The organism is Micromonospora sp. U56, from assembly GCF_018070095.1.
GTDB lineage: Bacteria > Actinomycetota > Actinomycetes > Mycobacteriales > Micromonosporaceae > Micromonospora > Micromonospora purpureochromogenes.
The window spans coordinates 20,602-40,843 of record NZ_JAGPYL010000039.1; the positions used below are offsets into that span (position 1 = coordinate 20,602).

Sequence of the window (20,242 nt, forward strand, 5' to 3'; positions counted from 1 at the left end):
GGTCAGCCATCCTCCGCAGTAGCGCGATCGCAGCCGTCGACGGGCTGGCCCGAGAGCACCGACAACACCCCGGCAAGGGCATCGGCATCCGTGCAGAAGGCGCGGATGATCGACAGGTGCAGGTGCCAGAGATGGCTGATGTGCCGGCCCGGGTCGGGGCCGGCATCGGCACCGACGCCCAGCGGACAGCCGCCCATGAGGACGTAGCAGTACACGACGCTCCCGTCCTTCGTGCCAATGAATTCGCGCAACACCGGCCCATCGGGGGTGTAGAGGCGCGGATCACGGGCGCGTGCGGCGTCGTCGAGGCGCTTGGTGTACTTCATCATGGCGGCGGTCGACATGGTCAGGTCGATCGCGCTGGCCTTGTCGCCCGGACCCCGCTTGTCGGCAGCCACGTCGCGGCCGGTGGAGTAGTCGGTGCTGGGCAGCCTGTCGCGGTAGGAGTGGTAGCCGGGTTTGACCGCGTAGACGCCCCCGAACAGGACGCTGGGCTCGAGGGCCTTGGAGCCGAGCCAGAACCGCCAGATCGCGTCGGTGATCCGCAGCGGGTCCGGGTTGCCCGCCCCATCCGCCATCCCCGCGTCCGGCAGGGCCATCACGTCCCAACCCTCGCTCAGCGCCGTGGTGACGGCGCGGTCGGGGTCGAGCTGGCGGGCTTGCTGATCGCGTGCGTGGAACTCGCCCTCGCGACGGTCGTAGAGCCACGCCCGGCCGGTGGGCCGGTCAGCCACCAGCACCCCATCGGGGCAGCGGACGGTGATGGTGTGGCCGTCCAGCGGCCCACCAACGCAGGTGCCCTCGTACACCTAGGTCTCCTTTCGGGATGCGGGAACGCACACCGCGCCCCCGCGGGTGCTGATGGTCGGATCGGCAGAGTCCTGCTGGGGCCCCTGCCCAGATGTCTCGCCGCCGCCCGCCTGAACCGCGCCGGTCAGAAGACTGGCCCACCGGTAGCGGGCCCGAGGTGGAGATCGCCGTGCGGATCGAGGTTGGCTCGTAGCCGTACTCGACCGCCGCCGCTGGCATCCACGCGGAGGACCGCTGCCGCACCGCGTGCCCGGACCTCGACGGTGGGCGAGCCGGAGGCCGGCGCGGTTACCCGCACGACGGCGGCGATGCCCACCGACCAGTTTGTCGAGACGTTGTCCTGCCGCCAGAGCTCCTGCCCGTCGACGAGAACCGTGACATCGTCGTCGGCAAATCCCTCGCCGAGCTCGATCTCCACCTCGCTCGGCCCATTCATCGAGGCCGTCATGGGTGACACCCCACTTTCATCCGCCGGCCGTCCCGCCGCGGGCATGGGGAAGCCGGGTGGGGGCGTCTTCCATCCTCCCCCCGTGACGGCCGAGAGCCCCATCACGCGCCGGGCGTCTCGGTCTGGATCGACTCCAGCACGGCGGCGGGGGCGTTCTTCTCACGCGCCAGCCCGAGAGCTTCCTGGCGCAGCGACCGGGCACCGAACTGGTCGTCCTCCGCGGCGTGCTGGTTGGCCAGGTAGGCCAGGGCTTGGAACACCGTGAGGTCGTCGAGGCCCTCGGTGCCGCGGGAGGCGTCAACCGCCTCGCGCAGCAACGTATCGGCCTCCTGGAGGTTCCGGTTGCGGATGCCCACCGACCCGTCGGGCCGTACGCCCGTGAACAGGCGTGCCGCACTCATCCCGAGGGCGAGTCGCGCGTAGACGGCGTTCGAGTGGTCGGCGTACTCGGTCTGGATCGTCCGCAGGGCCTCGGTGCCCTCGCGCAGGTAGCCCGAGTCGCTGCCGAGCAGGGTGAGCACCATGCCGGTCTGGTCCTTGAGCATCAGGTCGGCCACCCGCTCGTCCCGGTCGTCGTGGGGCCCGCCGATCCGCACCTTGGCGATGTTGGACAGCACGATTGTGCCCTCTGGGGCGACGTAGGAGACGCGGATCCGGTAAGTCCCCACGTCCTCGAAGATCTGCCCCACCACCGCGTCGTATCCGATGTAGGCGCTGACCGGGTAGACCTGCTCTCGCCCGCCGGGTACAAGGTCGGGCACCGCGCAGTGGCGGACCGGCGGGCGGTGCACGACCACGTCGCCGCGCGGCCGGCCGATCACGACCTCGACGAAGCCGTACTTCGGGTGGAGCTGCTCGGGCCGGTGCACGAACTGCTGCCGATCGACGGCGAGCTCAATGGTCAGCACGACCGGCGTGCCCAGGATCGGCCGCTCGGGGGAAGTCGAGATGCGCAGCCTCAGCCCGCTGCGGTCCGACACCGGGTCGGAGAACGCGTCGGCTACTTTCAGCGCGGCGTCGGTGCCGAACGGGTTCCCGCCCATGACGATGGCGTCGCGGAACCCGTGCCGCAGGTGCGCCAGCTCAAGATCGTCGAACTGAAACGGGAACGCCTCCCAGAACGCCGCCTCGCCGCCTGGCGCCCCGCTACCGGGCTCATAGTTGCGGGGGTAGTTCATCCAGGACAGTGCGTCCAAGCGGTTGGGCATGGGCGGGGTCATGTGCGACTTGTGGAAGGAATGGAACAGGTTGAAGCAGTGGCCCAACTCGTGGACGTTGACGTACAGCTGGTTGCGCAGATCCACCGCCGACCCGGACGAGATGCTCTGGTAGAAACTGGCACACCCCTGCCGTTGCGGTCCCTTCCGGTCGAACATTATGCCGCGCAGGTCCGGGCCGAACTCGTGCGCATTCGCGTGCAGCAGCCACGCCTTGAACTGCGGCCGGTCGGCCCAGCGCGAAAAGTGGGCCTCCATCGCGTGGTGCAGGCTGTCATCCGTCCACACCCCGCCGGCGGGCGTCGGTACGACGTTCCCCGCCCCGGTGTCGAGCATCTGGATGCCGGCTTCCCGGTATGCCGCACCGACGGTGAGCAACCGGCCCGGGCCGCCGCTGGGCAGCGACGACGTGTCGTACGAGTTGAACGGGGTGACACCCTGTTCGAAGTCCTGCTCGAGTTCCACCGTGCGGTAGGCAGACGACGCGAAGGCGCACACGTAGGTGGCGCCCTGGGCGCCGCTCGGCGTGGACCACGTGATGGTGGCCGGCGCGGACGGCTGGGACGGCGACCGGCGACCCACAGTGACGGTGGCGACCGTGAAGGTGCTCAACCAGGTGGTACGGGCGGTACCCACAATGACGATCTTCGTTGGGGACCGCGTGACTGTCACCGCGTCCACGGTCCACGAACCGTAGTAGGTGGTCGTCCCGCCGACCACCGAGTGGTAGTCCCCGCTCAGCCGGCCCAGCGGTCGGCTGCCGTCGACATCCACCCGCAGCTCAAGCTGGAAGCCGATCGCGGGCGACCGGTAGCGGCCGCTCACCGTGCCCAGGCGGGTGGCGAAGACCCCCGGTACCGGTGCCGGTGGGGCCGCAGGCGGTGCGGCCCGCGGTGCCGCCCTCCCCCCGTCCCGCGCGGCCGGCTCCGCGGTGGCCACATACGCCGCCGTCGTCTCCATCGTCGCCGCCCCGGACATCGGTGCGCTCGGATCCATTCCCGGCGCGAACCCGGCCGACTCGAACGCGTATCCGCCTGCCTGGACCTCCGCCAGGGCGTGCGGTTCCGTGTCGATGCCGCCGTCGAGCCCGAGAACCGGCACGCCGGCGTTCGGTTCGGTGATGGTCATGCCTACTCAACCCTTCGACGAGGAGAACGTAGCGATTCTGTCACGCTGCGTAGTTGTCTCTGTCGTGAACGCGCGACATCGCCTCCCTCGACCGCCAGGTGCAGGCACCGCGGTCACGGTCGTGCTCCGGTGCGGCGGTCAGCGTCACGGCGTGCTCGGTCGGCCTGCCAGGCCCGCAGGGCGTCCTTGACGCGCTGGGCCTCCGCGTACGCCTCGTCCCGCTCGCGGATCATGCGATGCAACTCGAAGGCGAGCCGGTGCAGCAGCGCGTCGACATCCTCGGTCCGGTAGCCGCGCCGGGCGGTCGGCAGCCGGAGCGCGGCGATCCGGTCCGGGGTGAGCGGGCCGCGCAGGGCGTGCCGGCTGCGGTAGACGGTCATCGCCACGGGATCCGTTCCGGCAGGTGGATCCGCTCCGCCGGCACCCCGGCGGCGAGCAGTCGCAGCCGCGACCCGGCCAGCATCGGCGGCGGCCCGCACACGTACACCTCCCGGTCGGGGCGCAGGTGGTCGAGGGCGACGGTGAGCGCGTCGCCCCGTTCCCCCGGCTCGGCGAGGGGATCGTGGGAGAACACGGGCACGATCCGCAGCCAGTCGTGGGCGCACTGGAGCTTGTCGAGGCTGACCGCGTCGTACAGGTCGGCGACCGTGCGGGCCCCGACGACCAGGGTCACCCGCCGGCCGTCCGGGGCGGCGGCGACCTGCTCGATCAGGGCGCGCAGCGGCGCCAGCCCGGTGCCGCCCGCAACCAGGAGCAGGTCCCGCTCGTCGCTCAGGTGCAGGCCAGTGTCCATGGGCGGACCGAGGTGGAGCAGCTCTCCGGGGCTCACCTCGTGGACCAGGCTGGTGGAGACGGCGCCGGCGGGGACCGCGCGGACGTGCAGCTCGACGGTGCCGTCCGGGCGCGGCGCGTTCGCCGGGCAGTACCAGCGCCACCGGCCGGGCCGGCGCGGCGTGCAGACCGGCACCGCCTGGCCGGGCCGATGCGGCAGCCGCCGCCACGGCCGTACCGTGAGGATGGCGACGCCGTCGCAGGCCCGGTCGTGGTCGAGCACCTCGGCCGGCCACCAGGCCGGGCCGTCGCCCATCCGCGCGGCGGCCCACTCGACCAGCCGCCACGCCTTTGTCCACCCTTTGCTGGTTCCCAACGCCTCTTGGAGGGTCGCGGCGTGCGTCGGGCGCAGGCCATAGTGACGGTACGCGCGGCCGAGCACCGCCAGCAGCGCCAACCGCCGGGCGCGGTCGTCGCCACCGGTCATGAGGCGGTCCAGCGCGGCGTGGACCAGGGGTGCCTCCCGCTCCGGCAGTAGGCCCGGGCAGCGGTCCTCCACCGCCGCCCAGAACTGGTCGGCGCTCGCGGCCGGAATTGCGGCTGTCGGCTCACCACGCTCTTCCCACAGCCGAGCCAGGTAGTTAAGTGCTCGCCGGTGCTGCGCCTCGGACCAGCCCAGGCCGCCCCACCCGTCGAGCAAAGCTCCGCCGCCGGGCGCGGTGGTGAGCGACCGCGCCAGGTGCGCCGTCAGCCGGTCCCGGTTCACCCCGATCAGGTACGGGGACAGCTCCGCGTCCGCCGCGAGCAGGCTCAGCCAGTGGGCGACCGCCTCGCGTACCTCCGACTCGGTCACGCCATCTCCTCCTCGGTGAGGCCGGCGGCGGCGAGGGTGGCGCGGCCCCAGCGGGCCAGGCGGCACGGGTACGGAACGCGTTCGCTGCGGCAGAGCAGGCCGTGCGGCCAGCTCTCCGGGACGTGGACGCGGACCGCCCGTGCGGCGAGGAGCAGGTCCTCGTCGGTGACCGGGGTGAGGACGGGGAAATCGGCGAGTACGGCGGACATGGGTGGGCGCCTCCGGCGTCGTGGTGCGTGGAGTGGCGCCGGGGCGGGCGGGGACGGTCGTCGTCGTTCGGGTCGACGCGGCCGGAGCCCGGCACCCGCCCCGGGCCATGCATCCACCCTGGTCAGGCGGCCGGGAAGGCAACATGACCACGGAATGCACCTCCGCGGTAACTGCACTGCACCTGCCGGCGCTAGGCTGCCCAATGACCGATCTCGACGTGATCGAAGGCGGCACGATGACGACCGTGCACCGGTGGACCGGCCGGGAAACACGAGCGCTGCGCCAAGCCCTACGGATGAGCATCCGGGACTTCTCGGCGCACCTGGGCGTTGCTGAGCGGACCGTGTCAAAGTGGGAGGCCGGGCAGGATGGCGTTCGTCCGCGTCCGGAGATGCAGGCCGCACTCGACACGGCGCTAGGCAAGGCGGGCACTGACGTTCGCGACCGGTTCGTCGCGGCGCTCCACGTCGGCGAGGCACTGCCGCCGGCCGGCGCGACTCGGTCGGACCTGGGGGCGGTGGCGCGTCAGCGGGTGGGTGTGGTCCGGGCCGCTGCCGGGCTGAGCCCTGACAGCTTCGCCGATGTGCTGGCCTCGCCCCTCGGCTGGCGACCCAGCGCCGAGGTGGTGCTGCGTTGGGAGACCAGCGAGACGCCACCGGGGGATGTGATGCTCGCGCTCGATGCGCTGAGCGAGGGCCCAGTCCCGCCAGCCTCTGATGGCCTCGCCGGCCTGACGGCGGTCTACCCCAGCCGGTCTCAGCTCTCCGCGCGCCTTCCGGCTGACCAGCTCCTCGACGGCGCCCAGGACATTCGGGCGGTCGGCCTGTCCCTCAACATGCTCTGCCAGGACTACGCCGACCGGCGCTGGAACGGTCTGCTGGAAAACGGTGCCCACGTTCGCTGCCTGTTCCTCGACCCCGCCGGCTCCGCTATCCAGGCTCGGGAGGTGGAGGAAGGCTTCGCGCCCGGGCAACTGTCGGCGCTGACCAAGCTCAACGTCGAGACGCTGCTTCGGGTCCGCGACCGGCTTCCCGCCGACCTCCAGGACAGCATGGGGTTGGCGACGTACGACGAGACGCTTCGCTTCAATATCGTGCTCGTGGACGATCTGTGTGTGGCGCAGCCCTACCTGACGGAGAGCCGTGGAGTGGACTCCCCCGCCTTCGTCATCCGCCGAGACCCGCAAGGCACTGGGCTGTACCCGGTGTTCGAGCAGGTCTTCGAGTCGCAGTGGCAGCGCGGGCGGCGGCTGTGAGCGAATACCGGGAGCTGCTGCCGATCGCAGTCGAGGCCGTGAATCGCGCCGCGGAGGCGATGCGGCACCGGTCCCCAGGCGCGTTGACGGTGAAGGGCGACCGCGACTTCGCCTCGGAGCTGGACTTCGCGATCGAACGCGACCTGCGGGCGTTCCTGAGCGCTGAAACGCCTGAGATCGGATTCCTCGGCGAGGAGGAAGGGTTTACGGGCTCGACTGATATGCAGTGGGTCCTCGATCCGATCGACGGCACGGCGAACTTCGTTCGGCGTCTGCCCTTGTGCGCCGTCTCGCTCGCGCTCGTCCACAGGAGCGAGGCCGTACTCGGCGTTATCGATTTGCCCTTCCTGGCATCGCGGTACACCGCGGCCAAGGGCGATGGCGCCGCCGCGAACGGACAGGAGATCAGGGCCAGCAGCACCAGGGATCTTGGCATGGCGATCGTTGCCATCGGGGACTACGCCGTAGGTTCGGACGCCGAGGCAAGAAACCGGTTGCGCCTCGCCCTAACCGCCCAGCTCGCCGCCGAAGTACAGCGCGTACGCATGACTGGGAGCGCAGCACTCGATTTGGCATGGCTGGCGGAGGGCCGGCTCGACGCGGCGCTGACCTTGTCCAATCATGCGTGGGACATGGCGGCCGGGGTCGTCATTGCGCGGGAATCGGGAGCCGCTGTCATCGATCAAGACGGTGCCGACCACGACGTCAGCTCCGCCGTCACGCTCGCGGCAACTCCTGCGCTCGCCGGGGCTATGCTCGCTACCTACCGAAAGGCGGCCTCGACGGTCGAGGTCGTTCAGTGATCCGCCCGACGGTCTAGGCTTCCTTCCTGCCCTCCGGGTTGTCGGTTTCCTGCCAGCGGACCTCGCACCGACCGAGCCAGCCGGCGATGTCCTTGGTCGATGCCACGGGACCGAGCTTGTCGAGCTCCTGGCCGACCTGCTCGTGCAGCACCGACGACTCGCTGTCGCCGGGTGGGGTGCTGCCGGAGGCGATGCCGCAGACCCCGCCTGGTCCGACCGACATAGATGACCACGCCGCCATCGAGGACAACGTGCACGCCGGGTGCGCGGGGAGCGCCGGCGCCGGCCTCCATGGTGTACGGCTGGGGAGCCGTGAAGCCGGCCAGCAGGTCGTCGTGGGTGGCGTCGGGCATCCCTGGAGGCTACCGGGGTGGGCCCTCATCCATGGCCACGCACGGGCCGTCGTGCTCATCGCGACGTCGGCAGCGGTCGACCCCGTCGAGCTTGGCGTCGCACCAGACTCGGCTACGCAGGAACTGGCGATCCTCCTCGCTGAGGGTGGTCTCGCCGAAGTCGATGGCGGTGACGTGGCCGAGCGAGTCGCGCAGGGCCACGGCGAGGGTGATGGCCCCGTCGAGGCTGGCCAGGGTGGTGGGAAGGTGGATGATCCAGCGGGGTGAGGTCATCGTTGCCACCGGCTGTTCGGTGAACCTGGATCTGTCTGGCGGCAGCTGGTGTGCCGGGACTGCCACTGCCGCAGCGCTTGGCGTATGCGTTCCGCCTCGGTGTTTGCCGTGGTCAGCTCGCGGTGCAGGCGTTCGAGTTCGTCGGCTACTCGGTTGAGGTAGTCGTGCACCTGGGCGGGGTCGAGGCCGCGCCAGCGGGTGTCGAAGGAGGCAACGCGGGCGTGATGCGGGTGCAGGCGTTCCCCGGTCACGTAGATCATCGCTGCGGCGCCTTCTGCTCGTCGATCAGCGCGCGGATCTGTCGGTTGGTGAGGCCGCGTTGGCGGCGGCCCCAGCGGCGCAGCCGACAAGGGTTGGGTGCACGGTCGTTGCGACACCGCGGACCGTCGGGCCCCTGCTCGGCGAATTGCACGGTGACCGCCTTGACGGCGAAGCCGATGTCTTCGACCGTGACGTAGGGCGGTAAGGGTAGTTCGCCGAGGATCTCTTCGATCGAGTCCATGGCCCTCCTTAAACGGCTGTTGCGGCGCCGAGGCGGGCGGGGTCGGTCGGTGCAACCGCGCGTCCGTACCGACCGGAGCCCAGCACCCACCCCGGGCCTGCTGATGCGCCGCGACCGGTGCCGCGGCGGTTCTTCCTTCTGCCACACGTGTCGCTGGGTGCGCCGGTGGACGCGGCGCGCTTGCTTCGCGTGCCGGGGCAGCGTCGCCGCGCCGCCCCGGCACTGATCGGGCATAGGTGCCCGGACGAGCCGTTCTGGTGCCAACCCGATCGACTCAAGGGCAACCTATGTCACTAGGCGCTATAGGTCAACCACGAGGACGAGGTGAGAGGATCGGACTGAGGTGCCAGCCCGAAAGGATCTACGTGTCCCCGATCCCGCTCAGCTATACCGACATCGCCGCCGACATCGCGGAAAGGATCAGCACTGGCGAGTACGAGCCCGGCGCCAAGTTGCCGTCGTACTCGCAGCTCGCCGACCTCTACTCCGTCTCCTTCTCGACGGCGGCTCGCGCGATCGCCCTCTTGCGCGATCGCGGAATCGTCGTTGGCGCACCCGGCCGCGGCGTCTTCGTCGCCGATCGAGCCGGCAGATAATCCGAAGGGTGGCGCGCGAGCGCCTCCGGGCTCATGGCTGCTTCGGTCAGCTACCTCGAACGCAGAGCTGCTCTGCCCTTCCTCGGCGGCCGGTACACCGCCACTAAGGGCGACAGCGCGCAGGCGAACGGGAAGCCGATCACGGTCAGCGGCACCAGCAGTCCGGGCAAGGCCATCGTCGCGATCGGCGATCACGCCGTCGGTGCGGACGCGGCGCCCAGGAACCGGCTAGGTGGCTTGCGCTGACAGCCCGGCTCCAGTGCAGCGAGTGCGAATGACCGGCACGGCAGCGCTTGACCTGGCGTAGCTCGCCGCAGGATCGACGCGGCGCTCACCCTGTCAAACCACACCTGGGACATGACCACGGGCGTGGCAATCGCCCGTGAGGCGGGCGCGATTGCCCCCCGCTGGGATGGCGCGAGCGACCACCATGACTCATCCGTGACCCTCACTGTCGCGCCCGCCTGGCGAACGAAGTACTGGGCTTGATAGAGCAGGCGGAAGCCGCAGCGATGGCTGGGAGATGATCTATTGCCTTAGCCAACCCGTCAGTAAGTTCGGGCACTTACGTCCGACCGACTACTCTATCGTACTTTTCTTCTCGATTATCAAAAGCCGCTCTCGTGCCCTCAAGTACGTCGATTGACTGGGTGCCGATCGACCTTTGAGCAAGCGACCCTGACTCATATGAGAAGGCGCCACTATTCAGCGCAGCCACTACGAGTTGGTCAGCATCCCCAACGACGGCCAGATTTGGGTTGTGCGTAACAACGACAACCTGGCGACGCTCGACTGCGGCACGCAACGCAGGAATAAGTAACTCCCTAACGGTCTGATTGTCGAGGTTCTCTTCAGGCTGATCCAACAGCAAAGGCCTATCGGACTTATCTATCAGCAGATAGAACATAAGCAACACCAAGCCTCGCTGTCCGGGAGAAAGTTCGGATAGCTCGGCCCTAAACGATCGAATCACATACTCACCTTCAAGCCATTTGAGATCATAAAGAGCCGCCAGCAAATCAGAGACAGAATAGCTGGAACGAACTACAGATGACAGTCGTCGAACAGCTCCAGCTTTTTGGCCTTTTTCGCGACCAATGCGGTCTTGTAGGTGCAGGAGAGCCAAAAACAGCTCATCCGCAGAAGCAAGGTTTACACCTTCAAGGATGCTCTCTTTACCTGGCGACTCAAATACCTCATGAAGATCCGACAGGCGCTGCTTGTTCACTATATCGCTCCACGATGACGTAAAGCCCTTTACGCGCAACTCGACTGCGAATTCAAGACCGACTTGGTTAGCAAGATCATGCGTCGAGACGAAGTTAGTCGCGTCAGCATAGGCTGCCCTCTGGATTGCAAATATTGACATCGCAGCATTGTGAGCTTCGAAGAACGCTGCTTTGAGCGCGTCCCGGGCGCGCTTATCCTCAGCTGGAATTCCACGGAGTTCGTCAGCAAGCGCTTCGACTCCCCGCAAGGAGTTGGGGTTGGCGACATCGCCGAGCAGGTGCTCTCGACGTTGAGCGAGATCGTCGACGCTCCTCGAGAGATCTTCCGAACCCTGAGCTCGCTGCTGCAGCTCGTGGCTGATTTCGCGGATCTTCGATTCGACCCCTTCTATGCGGACGTCGACTCCATTTGAAGGATCAGTAACTGCGTTACGTGCGTCATGCACCGCCTTACTTTCCCTTGCGCGCCAATCCTCGATCTCCTCATCGCGAAAATCAACACTAAAGAGAGCGGTTTCCCCTAATCCCATCCTTCGGGATAGCTCTTGAGCCGTGGCAAGCGCGGTTTCCAGGTGTTCCAAAAATTTCGACTCTAAACGAAATACGTCCTCGATGCTACTCTCGTGCTCGCGAATATCCTGAAGTTTGAGCCTCTTCTGTTCAACCAGTGTTTCTCGAGTCTCCTTCAAGCCGTCAAGCTCAGCTTGCAGATCCTCAGCGCCTGCCGCTGTACGAAGCGCCACCAACTCGCCTTCGCGCACCGTCAGCTCCTGCTCAATTTCAGCTACCTGAAGCCTCAACATTTGGAGGCGAGCGTCTAGATCAAGGCCCTCAAGCTCTGCCCTTCGGTCCTCATAATGCATCAACTGCCTGGCCGCTTCTGCGATCTTCGCTCTAGCCCCACCAAGGTCGTGATACGCCTCTCCCGAACGCTCCAAGAGAAACTGTTTCAGAGAGGTGGCATTACCGCGATCACCCGGAGAGATGTGGCCGAATACTACACGCTCAATTTCTGCCTCAAACTGCCGCTCCTGCTTACTATAGGGATCGGCTAGGCACACTCTCTCGATAAGAGATTGGGGTAGGTAGTCCACCCTTACTGGCTCTTTGGAAGTGAATGGTTCACTCAAACGGACGGTGGCAGTATGACCATCTGCCCACGTTATCTCTGATTCGTAATGCTGTGCTTCTCCGCTTTTGCGCCGGAACCTTGCCGGAGTCAAGAAGGAGTAATCCTCGTATCGATCACTGTTGGCTGCGGCCGCGATAATGTCCAACAGAGCCGACTTGCCTTGCCCTTTGTTGCCCAAAATAACAACAAAACCCGGATTTAGCGCCACGTCACAGTTGAAGAGCCGATGGTCGGCGTTAGTTGCCGGGTTCGGACGGATAACAACCTTGTCGATCACAGTTGTAGGTCGAGTTGCGCGTCTTTCCAGAATCACAGGGCGAGGATCTACCGTAACGCGGTGATCGTACTCTTGGATGGCGTGCTGCAAACCCTTGAAGACGGGGTCAGCATTGATCCATGTTAGCGTATTGCCCAATCGGTCCTTTTCTTCCGCATCCTTCCACGTGTGCGCGTCGCTGCAATCTAATAGCCGGGAGTTTACCTTAGCCTCCCGAAGGGCATTGCATGATTTTGCGAACTCTTCGCGACTTCCGGCCGCCGTGAAAACGACGTCGGCCGAGTTTAGTAGAGTCTTCTTTGTAGCAATTGACTGGTCGTTCCACTTCAGCGCTGCCCATTCCGTCTTGCCTACGGCAATAAGTACGTGGTCAGATAGTGCGCTATTCTCGCGCACGGATCTCACAGAGTCATGGAAAGATACGCAAACGTTGTTGAAACCTTCGATTAAATCGGAACCATACTTATGCAATTCGGCCGGTGGCGCTTGACTCTTGATACTCCCTCCGAGGTCAGAGAGTGATTCACGAGTTACCACTTGGCTCCATGTCTCATACGGGTCGTCGCTCTTAAGGCGATACGTAGGCTTGAGCGAAGCAATCAGCTGTCGTTCAATTACATCTGCCGATAACGCGGGGTCGCAGATAAAGTGTAAGTTGATGCGCCTCAGCTTCCCGTCAACTCCACCAAAGTTTTCGGTGCGAACCTCGACGACAGGGAAGACTTCATCGATGTTCGGCAAACGCCCGCTTTCAAACTCAGCGCGAACCCGTCTGTAGCCATCCAAGAACCAGTAATCGTTAATCCCAAGAACGGTTACTTCCGGGGGGAGCTGAGTAAGTTCTGTCAGAAATCTGTCCCATGGATCAGCACCGGAATAGTTGTGCCGAATCGAGTCAGGCGTATGGACGTGTAAATCCCATTTCCGCCATTCGGCTCCGCGGTTGTACATTTCTGAAGCTCCCCCCACTCGTGCCCACTACCGCCGGGGTTGGCAGGTCACCGAGTGCCCGCAACCCGTCGCAAATGACTTGCCTTCGACTAACCTCGGTGACTGATTGCAGCCGGTTTGCTTGTAGCACCTTCAAGTCCCGGAACGGGAGTTTGGGGACCAGCGGGAGCGCTACTTTGCCGTCGGCCGATGCGTAGCTCGGGCGCCTTGCGCGCCAGGCGGTCGATCAGGTCGTCGACCTGCTCGTTGGTCTGCGCAATTGTGACCAGCGGCTCGCCGGTGGCGGCCAGTTCGACGGCGGTACGCACCACCAGGGTCGACTTGCCGGCCCCGGGCGGCGAGTCGACCACCACCCCACGATGGCTGCCAGAGCGCAGGTCTGCCAGCACGGCCGTGATCACCCGCTCCGCTTCAACCGCGGGCGGTACTTCCAACCCAGCAAGCACCGACCCCACCTCCCCACAAGGCGTCCCCGGACACTACCGGGAAGAGTCCTGCCGGCGGGACCCCGAGTGTTTGGCCGTTCAGATGCCAGGCATTGGACTGTTGCGCCTTGTCAAGGGCCTTGACCGCCAGAATTGCCTAAGGCAACGACCGACGGGCTGGGCAGGGTTAGCCCAGCTCAGGGGCAAGGTCTTGCTTCCGCCGGCAGCTTGAGGTTTCGCCCGGTGCCTCAGCCAGGCGGCGGACGCCCACTTCACACGTTCCATCGATTGATGGTCGATGTGTCTTGGATCTGACATCGAAAGCAACCTCAGCTAGGGCAAGACGGTCATCAACTGGCGGCCAGGCCGTCAGCCCGGAGTTGCGCAGGGTGTCGGGCTGGTCGATCGCTGGCTATGGTGTCGGCTCCGCATCCCTCGCGACTCAAGGACTGACGTGGGCATCCTCAAGGAGATGCAGCGGGCGCACGCGCGACAGGTACGCGCCCAGAAGCAGGCTCAAGCCGCGGCGTACCGGCATCATCAGCAACTGCGCCGCGAAGCGGAGCGTGCCATGAAGGCGGCACAGCGCGCGAGTGCCGCCGACGAGCGGGAGCGGAAACGGCTGTATGTCGAAGCGCGCCTCGCCGAGGTGGCGGCGGACAACTCCGATCTCCAGGCCCACCTCGAGGAGCTGGACAACCTCCTGGCGGCGACCCTCGACGTCGACGACCACATTGACTTTCGACGCCTGCGGAAGTCGGTGACGCATCCACCATTCAACCCTGGGGCCCTCGGCACTCCCCTCCCACCGCCGGATTGGCGGGCCCTCGAGCCTCCTGCCCCCAGCGGCCTGGGCAAGATGTTCGGCGGGCAGGCCAGGTATCAGCAGCAGCTCGCAGGAGCGCAGGAGGCATTCGGGCAGGCTCAGGCTCAGCATGCCGCCGCCGAAGCCGATCGCCAACGGCGCCTGTCGGGCGCCTACCAGAGCTATCAGCAGCACTGCGCCAAACTCGACGCCGAGATCAGCGCGCACAACGCCGAGATCGACCGGTTCGCAGGTGCCGTGGCCGCCGCCGACCCGGCCGCAGTGGTGGAGTACTTCGGCATGGTGCTGGGCAACTCGGTCTACCCCGACGACTTCCCGCAGCGCTATCGCCTGGCCTACGTCCCGGAGTCTCGTCAGCTGGTGGTGGAGTACCACTTGCCGACGCTGGACGTGGTTCCCGCCGTGCGGGAGTACCGCTACGTCAAGGCGCGGGACGAGGTCACCACCGCCGCCCGCCCCGTCAAGGAGATCAAGGAACGGTACGCGAACCTCGTCGCCCAGGTCACGCTGCGGACAGTGCACGAGTTGTTCGAGGCCGACCGTTCCGGGCTGGTGGAGACGGTCGTCTTCAACGGCATCGTCGACACGACCGATCCTCGGACCGGCGCCGCCGTCCAGCCGTGCCTGGTGACACTGCGGACCACCCGCGACGTCTTCACCGACCTGAATCTGAACCTCGTCGAACCCCTCGCCTGCCTTCAGCACCTCAACGCCTCGGTGTCGAAGCGTCCTGCGGAGTTGGCGCCGGTGCGGCCGGTGCTGGAGTTCGACATGGTCGACAAGCGGTTCGTCGACGAGGTCGACGTGCTGGCCGACCTCGACCAGCGGCCCAACCTGCTCAAGCTCACGCCGACGGAGTTCGAGAGCCTGATCCAGAACCTCTTCGCCAAGATGGGCCTGGACACCAAGCAGACGCGCCCGTCACGGGACGGTGGTGTCGACTGCGTCGCCTTCGATCCTCGGCCGATCTTCGGTGGCAAGGTCGTCATCCAGGCCAAGCGGTACCGCAACACGGTCGACGTGTCCTCGGTCCGTGACCTCTTCGGCACTCTGCAGAACGAGGGTGCGTCCAAGGGCATCCTCGTGACCACGAGCGGCTACGGCCCGGCCTCCTACGAGTTCGCCTCCGGCAAACCCCTGGAGCTGATCGATGGCTCCAACCTGCTCTATCTGCTGGCCGAGCACGCGGAGGTGAAGGCCCGGATCGATCCTAGTGAATTGGACTGATCCATGACCGAACCAAATCCCCCACCCGACCGCGCCCGCAGCAAGCTACCCGCCCTCGCCAGACGGCCAGGACGGGTAGTCGTAGGACAAGGGGCCGACGCATTTCGCGCCTTCCTTGCTACCGACCCCGGATACGCTTGCCGAGTTCAGAGTCTGGGTTAATGATGGCATCGCAGACGCGGTGACCCGAATCCTTCGCGCCGCCAGCGAACGAGAGGCCTCCACTCGCGGTCCGCTTAGCTGCCACGCCCTCCCAGTACTTCTCTTCACGCTCCCATCGAACCTGGCGAAGGAGTGAGTGGAGTTGTTCACTCGTGAGCCGCGGCTCTTCCCTCGTCCAGCTGGTCGTTCGGTGGGCGGCTGCACCGACACCGGCGAGCACCGCGGGCGCCGTCAAGGCAGACCTTGTGGCAAGGTCATCCGAGAAGGTTCGCACGAGATTAGAGACAGCGGTAGAAACCTCATTGAGTGCTGTCTGCGGATCGAGGCCGGGCAGATCCGCCTTTTCGATCGTGCCTGATGTCGCCTCGATGCCCGGCTTACCGAGGAGGACCGTTACACAGAGGGAGCGGAGTGCGGAGAGGGTCATCCACTCCGAATCGCTTTGTCCCAGCTGTCGTTTGCGCGAATTTACGAAGTGACTAAAGCTTTCAGTCTTGCCACCGACCGAGACCTCGGTAATCGACAAAACGCGCTGAGCGATGGTGGTGCCGAAGTCGCGCTGGTCCATCGAAAGCGCAAGGGTCTTGGCAACCGATACCCCGAACAGATTGCGATCATGGAAGATCTGCCGGGCATCGCTAGTGGTGATATTCCAGTAGATCTCGAAGGCCACTGGCGTCTTGCCGATCGTCGCCTCGTCCAGGTCGAACGCTGCTGGATCATTCATGATCGCGTGCATCGCTGCGACCTGCGTCTCACCATCAATGGCCACGATGGGGACCCCTAGAGGTAGCGACGCCACCCCGTCTACCGGTTCCAGGGTGCGAGAGGACCACAGGCAGATGGGAGGCGACGACCATGCCTTATTGAGTTCGCCGCGAAGCCCTGCAGCGATGTAGGCCGCATACGGCTTGACGTTCTTGCCCTTCGCCGTCCCCTTCAGCAGACGCTGCACTTCAGACCGGAGCTCCGCGTGTTCACGCAGCTTGCGATCGCTCCGGAGCGCGGTCGCGTTCTCCTCCCTGACCGGGTCCGGCACAAGAGTCAAGAGCGTGCCCCAGGTCATCACGCCCACTGCCGCGTAGGGGCGGAACGGCATCAGCTGGATGGGAACGCCCTCCGATACCACAAAAGTCACCTTCATACCTCCATCAGCTGGGTTACGCGCTCACACTACGCATGGGTTCATTGGTCCAGCAACCCCGCAGTTGGGGTTTCTTCAACTGCGGGAGCTGTTCATCCGAAATTTCGCTCCCGCTTCTGAGGTTTTGCGAGCCGCGGGCAGCGGGGACAGCGTGAGAAGGAAGCAAGTGGCGAACCATCCAGAGCCCGGGTAACCGCAGATGGATCCCACGGGGCAGCGCAGTGGGTTGTCGGCTGGTTAGCTTCACGGGGTGACGGATCTTGAGCAGGGTATCTACGAGCACCTGATCACCCAGCAAATCGCCGAACGGCTCCAGCACCTCGACCCCGCCCTGGTCCAGCACGACAAGCTCGACCCGGCCGAAGCGCATGACGTCCTCGCCCGGCACATCGCGACCCTCGCCCGCCGGGCGCTGCTCGCAGTGCCCGGCGGCGACGACAAGCTCGCCCGGCAGGTCGAGGTGGCCAACCGGATCGCCGAGAGCATCGCGGCGGTCGAGCCGCGCGCGGTCGGTGCCGACGACCAGGTCGCCGACGCCAAGCACCTGCTCCACGCCATCGCGGCCCCGCCGGCGCCGCCCGCCACCGCCACGTTCCCGACACGCCCCACCACCCCGCTCTCCACCGGCGCCCTGTTGGTTAACGGTCGCCATCAGCCACGCATCGGCCACGAGGTCACCCACGAGATGGCCTCCGCCGACGAGGTCGACCTGCTCTGCGCATTCATCAAGTGGCACGGCCTGCGCATCGTCGAGCCCGCGATCCGCGACCTGATCGCCCGCGGCGGCCGGCTGCGGGTCATCACCACGACATACATGGGCGCCACCGACCAGCGGGCCCTCGACCGGCTCGCCGAGCTGGGCGCCGAGATCAAGGTCTCGTACGAGACCAGGACCACTCGGCTGCACGCCAAAGCGTGGCTGTTCCGCCGCACCAACGGCACCACCACCGCGTACGTCGGCTCGTCGAACCTGTCCAAGGCCGCGCTGGTGGACGGCGTGGAGTGGAACGTCAGGATCTCCAACCTTGAGCAGCCGCACGTCATCGACACCTTCGATGCGACGTTCACCGACTACTGGAACGACTCGGCCTTCGAGGCGTACGACCCGGCAAAGGATGCCGAGCGGCTGCGCATCGCGCTGCGCGGCGAGCGCCCCGACGAGGCGCCAACCGAGATCGCGAACCTGGACGTCCGGCCGTTCCCGTACCAGCAGGAAATCCTCGACGACCTGGACGCCGAGCGGCTCGTACACGGCCGCTGGCGGAACCTGGTGGTGATGGCGACCGGCACCGGCAAGACCGTGGTGGCCGGCCTGGACTACCGGCGGCTGCGCAAGGCAGGCCACGTCGACTCGCTGCTGTTCGTCGCCCATCAGGAGCAGATTCTGCGGCAGAGCCGCTCGGTGTTCCGGCAGGTGATGGGAGACGGGAGCTTTGGCGAGACCCTCGTCGGCGGCGATAGGCCAAAGGGCTGGAAGTACGTCTTCGCCTCGATCCAGTCGCTGCACCGGCACGAAATCGACCCCGAGGCGTACGACATGGTGATCGTGGACGAGTTCCACCACGCCGAGGCGCCGACGTACGCGCGGCTGCTGGAGCGGCTGCGGCCGCGCGTACTGCTGGGGCTGACGGCGACCCCCGACCGGAGCGACGGCGGCGACGTGCGCCGGTGGTTCGACGGCCGCGCCTCCGTGGAGCTGCACCTGTGGGAGGCGTTGGAGCGGCAGCTGCTGGCGCCGTTCCAGTATTTCGGGCTGCATGACGACGTCGACCTGTCGCAGCTGCGGTGGAAGCGCGGGCAGGGGTACGACCCGGCCGAGCTGGACGACGTCTACACCGGCAACCACGCCCGGGCCCGGATGATCCTGCGGGCGGTCCGCGACACCGCCGACGTAGGGCGGATGCGGGCGCTCGGCTTCTGCGTAAGCATCGGGCACGCCGAGTTCATGGCGGACTGGTTCACCAAGCACGGCGTACCATCGGCGGCGGTGACCTCGCGGGTCGACGCCGCGGGTCGGCAGGCCCTGCTAACCGCGTTCCGCAACCGTGAGCTGCGGGTGCTCTTTACTGTCGACCTGTTCAACGAGGGCGTCGACCTGCCGATGGTCGACACGATCCTCATGCTGCGGCCCACCGAGAGCGCCACGATCTTCCTGCAGCAGCTCGGTCGTGGTCTGCGCCTGGACGACGACAAGCCCTGCCTGACCGTGCTCGATTTCATCGGCGGCCAGAACGCCAACTTCCGGTTCGACCTGCGCTGGCGGGCGCTGACCGGGGTGAGCCGTCGGGCCGTCGAGGCGGCCGTGCGGGATGGCTTCCCGTCGCTACCGAGCGGCTGCCACGTCGAGCTGGACCGGGTGGCGAAGGAGGTCGTGCTCGCCAACCTGAAGTCGGCCCTGCCGACCTCGAAGAACGGCCTGGTGGCGGAGCTGCGGCAGCTCGGGGACGTGAGCCTGGCCGAGTTCCTGCGGGAGAGCGGTCTGGAGATCGAGGACGTCTACCGGTCGGCGAGCATCGGCGGGTGGGCCGGGCTGCGGCGCCTGGCGGGCATCGACACCTCGACCGCCGGGCCGGACGACCGCGAGCTCGGACGGGCCATCGGGCGGATGCTCCACATCGACGACGTGGACCGGCTGGACCTGCTGGCTCGGGTCGCGAGCGGCGAACACACGGGCGGCGGACGGCTGCTGGACATGCTGCACTTCAGTCTCTGGGGGCCGTCGGTGCCGCTGACCGAGCGCGATGCCCGGCTCAAGCGGCTCTGGGCGGAGCCAGCGCGCTGCACGGAGATGCGCCAGGTCGCCGAGGTGCTGCGAGACCGCATCCACCGGGTCACGGTGAAGCCGGAGTCGGCGCGGGTGCCGCTGCGGGTGCACGCGCGCTACAGCCGCAACGAGGCGTGCGCGGCCTTCGGGATGGCGAACCCGGGGTCGCTGCGCGAAGGCGTGAAGTGGCTGCCGGACGAGCAGTCCGACCTCTTCTTCGTCACTCTGGTTAAGTCCGAGGAGCACTACTCCCCCACGACGATGTACGCCGACCGGGCCATCACCGACAGCCTGTTCCAGTGGGAGTCGCAGAGCACCACGTCGTCGGCGTCGGGGACCGGACAGCGCTACATCCAGCACGCCGAGCGCGGGTCGACGGTGCACCTCTTCGTTCGGGAGAGCAAGGTGGCCGACCGCGACCTGGGCGCGCCGCCGTACCTGTACGCCGGGCCAATGACGTACCAGGAGCACACCGGCGACCGGCCGATGCGGATCCTCTGGCGGCTGCACCACCCGCTCCCCGCCGACACGTACGCCGCCGCCCGGGCCATCGCCGCATGAGCATCCGCTAGGAAGTTCTGGACCGGCTGACCTCGCTGCGCCTGCATCAGCAGAACGGCCGGCGGCACGCACAAGCCGCTGCTGGCCCTCCTCGCCTTCCGGCTCAGCGCCACCGGTTCCAGCGAGCGGTGAGCCGGGCCCGCAGCGCGTCGCCGGTCTCCGGTCGGGGACCTACTGGCTGTTTGCGGCCCTTGATTCACGTGACGCCCGAGAGCGCCGTGCCCCACTCGGCATCGGCTCCCCCGAGCAGATCACCGGCTTACGGACCGATCAAGGTCTGACCGACGGCCGATTCGCGGAGAAGACCCAGGACTCGCGGATAAGA

Annotated in this window: 17 protein-coding genes and 2 pseudogenes; 6 read left to right on the forward strand and 13 right to left on the reverse strand. The window is 66.6% G+C overall.

What is annotated here, in order from left to right:
* Positions 1-2 precede the first annotated feature (2 nt).
* The 6 genes from KBX37_RS15485 to KBX37_RS15510 form a co-directional block, all read right to left on the reverse strand.
* The gene (locus tag KBX37_RS15485) at positions 3-809 is read right to left on the reverse strand and encodes a hypothetical protein (protein ID WP_210776654.1); all 807 of its coding nucleotides are present in this window, start codon (positions 807-809) and stop codon (positions 3-5) included.
* A 125-nt stretch (positions 810-934) separates the two neighbouring features.
* Positions 935-1,258: a hypothetical protein gene (locus tag KBX37_RS15490; protein ID WP_210776655.1), complete on the reverse strand. Its 324-nt coding sequence runs from the start codon at positions 1,256-1,258 to the stop codon at positions 935-937.
* A 101-nt stretch (positions 1,259-1,359) separates the two neighbouring features.
* Complete coding sequence (locus tag KBX37_RS15495; protein WP_210776656.1) at positions 1,360-3,603, reverse strand: hypothetical protein; 2,244 nt, start codon at positions 3,601-3,603, stop codon at positions 1,360-1,362.
* 113 nt (positions 3,604-3,716) lie between these two features.
* Positions 3,717-3,983, reverse strand: coding sequence for a DivIVA domain-containing protein (locus KBX37_RS15500; protein ID WP_210776657.1), 267 nt, complete (start codon positions 3,981-3,983; stop codon positions 3,717-3,719).
* Positions 3,980-5,227: an FAD-binding oxidoreductase gene (locus KBX37_RS15505; RefSeq protein ID WP_210776658.1), complete on the reverse strand. Its 1,248-nt coding sequence runs from the start codon at positions 5,225-5,227 to the stop codon at positions 3,980-3,982. Before KBX37_RS15505 ends, KBX37_RS15500 begins: the two co-directional genes overlap by 4 nt.
* Positions 5,224-5,436 carry a hypothetical protein gene (locus KBX37_RS15510; protein ID WP_210776659.1) on the reverse strand — a complete coding sequence of 71 codons (213 nt, stop codon included), beginning with the start codon at positions 5,434-5,436 and terminating at the stop codon, positions 5,224-5,226. Before KBX37_RS15510 ends, KBX37_RS15505 begins: the two co-directional genes overlap by 4 nt.
* A gap of 203 nt (positions 5,437-5,639) precedes the next feature.
* Here KBX37_RS15510 and KBX37_RS15515 point away from each other — a divergent pair, with 203 nt between their 5' ends.
* The gene (locus KBX37_RS15515) at positions 5,640-6,692 is read left to right on the forward strand and encodes a DUF5919 domain-containing protein (protein ID WP_247658124.1); all 1,053 of its coding nucleotides are present in this window, start codon (positions 5,640-5,642) and stop codon (positions 6,690-6,692) included.
* Positions 6,689-7,495 carry an inositol monophosphatase family protein gene (locus KBX37_RS15520; RefSeq protein WP_210776660.1) on the forward strand — a complete coding sequence of 269 codons (807 nt, stop codon included), beginning with the start codon at positions 6,689-6,691 and terminating at the stop codon, positions 7,493-7,495. The genes KBX37_RS15515 and KBX37_RS15520 overlap by 4 nt, the downstream gene beginning before the upstream one ends.
* Positions 7,496-7,508: 13 nt before the next feature.
* On the opposite strand, the gene KBX37_RS15525 is transcribed toward KBX37_RS15520, so the two are convergent.
* The 4 genes and pseudogenes from KBX37_RS15525 to KBX37_RS15540 form a co-directional block, all read right to left on the reverse strand.
* Positions 7,509-7,718 (reverse strand): hypothetical protein, encoded by a 210-nt coding sequence (locus KBX37_RS15525; RefSeq protein WP_210776661.1) that lies wholly within the window; start codon positions 7,716-7,718, stop codon positions 7,509-7,511.
* Between the two features lie 169 nt (positions 7,719-7,887).
* Positions 7,888-8,121 (reverse strand): annotated as a pseudogene (locus KBX37_RS15530) (hypothetical protein); the annotation flags it as partial.
* A complete protein-coding gene (locus KBX37_RS15535; RefSeq protein ID WP_210776663.1) occupies positions 8,118-8,381 on the reverse strand; it encodes a DivIVA domain-containing protein in 264 nt (87 codons plus the stop codon). The pseudogene KBX37_RS15530 and the gene KBX37_RS15535, both read right to left, overlap by 4 nt.
* Positions 8,378-8,623 carry a hypothetical protein gene (locus tag KBX37_RS15540; protein ID WP_210776664.1) on the reverse strand — a complete coding sequence of 82 codons (246 nt, stop codon included), beginning with the start codon at positions 8,621-8,623 and terminating at the stop codon, positions 8,378-8,380. Before KBX37_RS15540 ends, KBX37_RS15535 begins: the two co-directional genes overlap by 4 nt.
* 365 nt (positions 8,624-8,988) lie before the next feature.
* On the opposite strand from KBX37_RS15540, the gene KBX37_RS15545 reads away from it, so the two are divergent.
* Both KBX37_RS15545 and KBX37_RS15550 read left to right on the forward strand, forming a co-directional pair.
* Entirely contained in the window at positions 8,989-9,219 is a 231-nt protein-coding gene (locus KBX37_RS15545) for a winged helix-turn-helix domain-containing protein (RefSeq protein WP_210776665.1), read from the forward strand.
* 33 nt (positions 9,220-9,252) lie between these two features.
* Positions 9,253-9,465 carry a hypothetical protein gene (locus KBX37_RS15550; RefSeq protein WP_210776666.1) on the forward strand — a complete coding sequence of 71 codons (213 nt, stop codon included), beginning with the start codon at positions 9,253-9,255 and terminating at the stop codon, positions 9,463-9,465.
* A 319-nt stretch (positions 9,466-9,784) separates the two neighbouring features.
* Here KBX37_RS15550 and KBX37_RS15560 read toward each other — a convergent pair whose 3' ends face one another.
* Both KBX37_RS15560 and KBX37_RS15565 read right to left on the reverse strand, forming a co-directional pair.
* Positions 9,785-12,808, reverse strand: coding sequence for a TrlF family AAA-like ATPase (locus KBX37_RS15560; RefSeq protein ID WP_210776667.1), 3,024 nt, complete (start codon positions 12,806-12,808; stop codon positions 9,785-9,787).
* A gap of 182 nt (positions 12,809-12,990) precedes the next feature.
* Positions 12,991-13,263 (reverse strand): annotated as a pseudogene (locus KBX37_RS15565) (helicase); the annotation flags it as partial.
* Positions 13,264-13,687: 424 nt separating this feature from the next.
* On the opposite strand from KBX37_RS15565, the gene KBX37_RS15570 reads away from it, so the two are divergent.
* Positions 13,688-15,286 carry a restriction endonuclease gene (locus KBX37_RS15570; RefSeq protein WP_210776668.1) on the forward strand — a complete coding sequence of 533 codons (1,599 nt, stop codon included), beginning with the start codon at positions 13,688-13,690 and terminating at the stop codon, positions 15,284-15,286.
* A gap of 118 nt (positions 15,287-15,404) precedes the next feature.
* Here the strand turns inward: KBX37_RS15570 and KBX37_RS15575 are convergent, their stop codons facing one another.
* The gene (locus tag KBX37_RS15575; protein ID WP_210776669.1) at positions 15,405-16,586 is read right to left on the reverse strand and encodes a DNA sulfur modification protein DndB; all 1,182 of its coding nucleotides are present in this window, start codon (positions 16,584-16,586) and stop codon (positions 15,405-15,407) included.
* A gap of 256 nt (positions 16,587-16,842) precedes the next feature.
* Between KBX37_RS15575 and KBX37_RS15580 the strand changes: the two genes are divergently transcribed.
* Entirely contained in the window at positions 16,843-19,917 is a 3,075-nt protein-coding gene (locus KBX37_RS15580) for a DUF3427 domain-containing protein (RefSeq protein ID WP_210776670.1), read from the forward strand.
* Positions 19,918-20,242 lie beyond the last annotated feature (325 nt).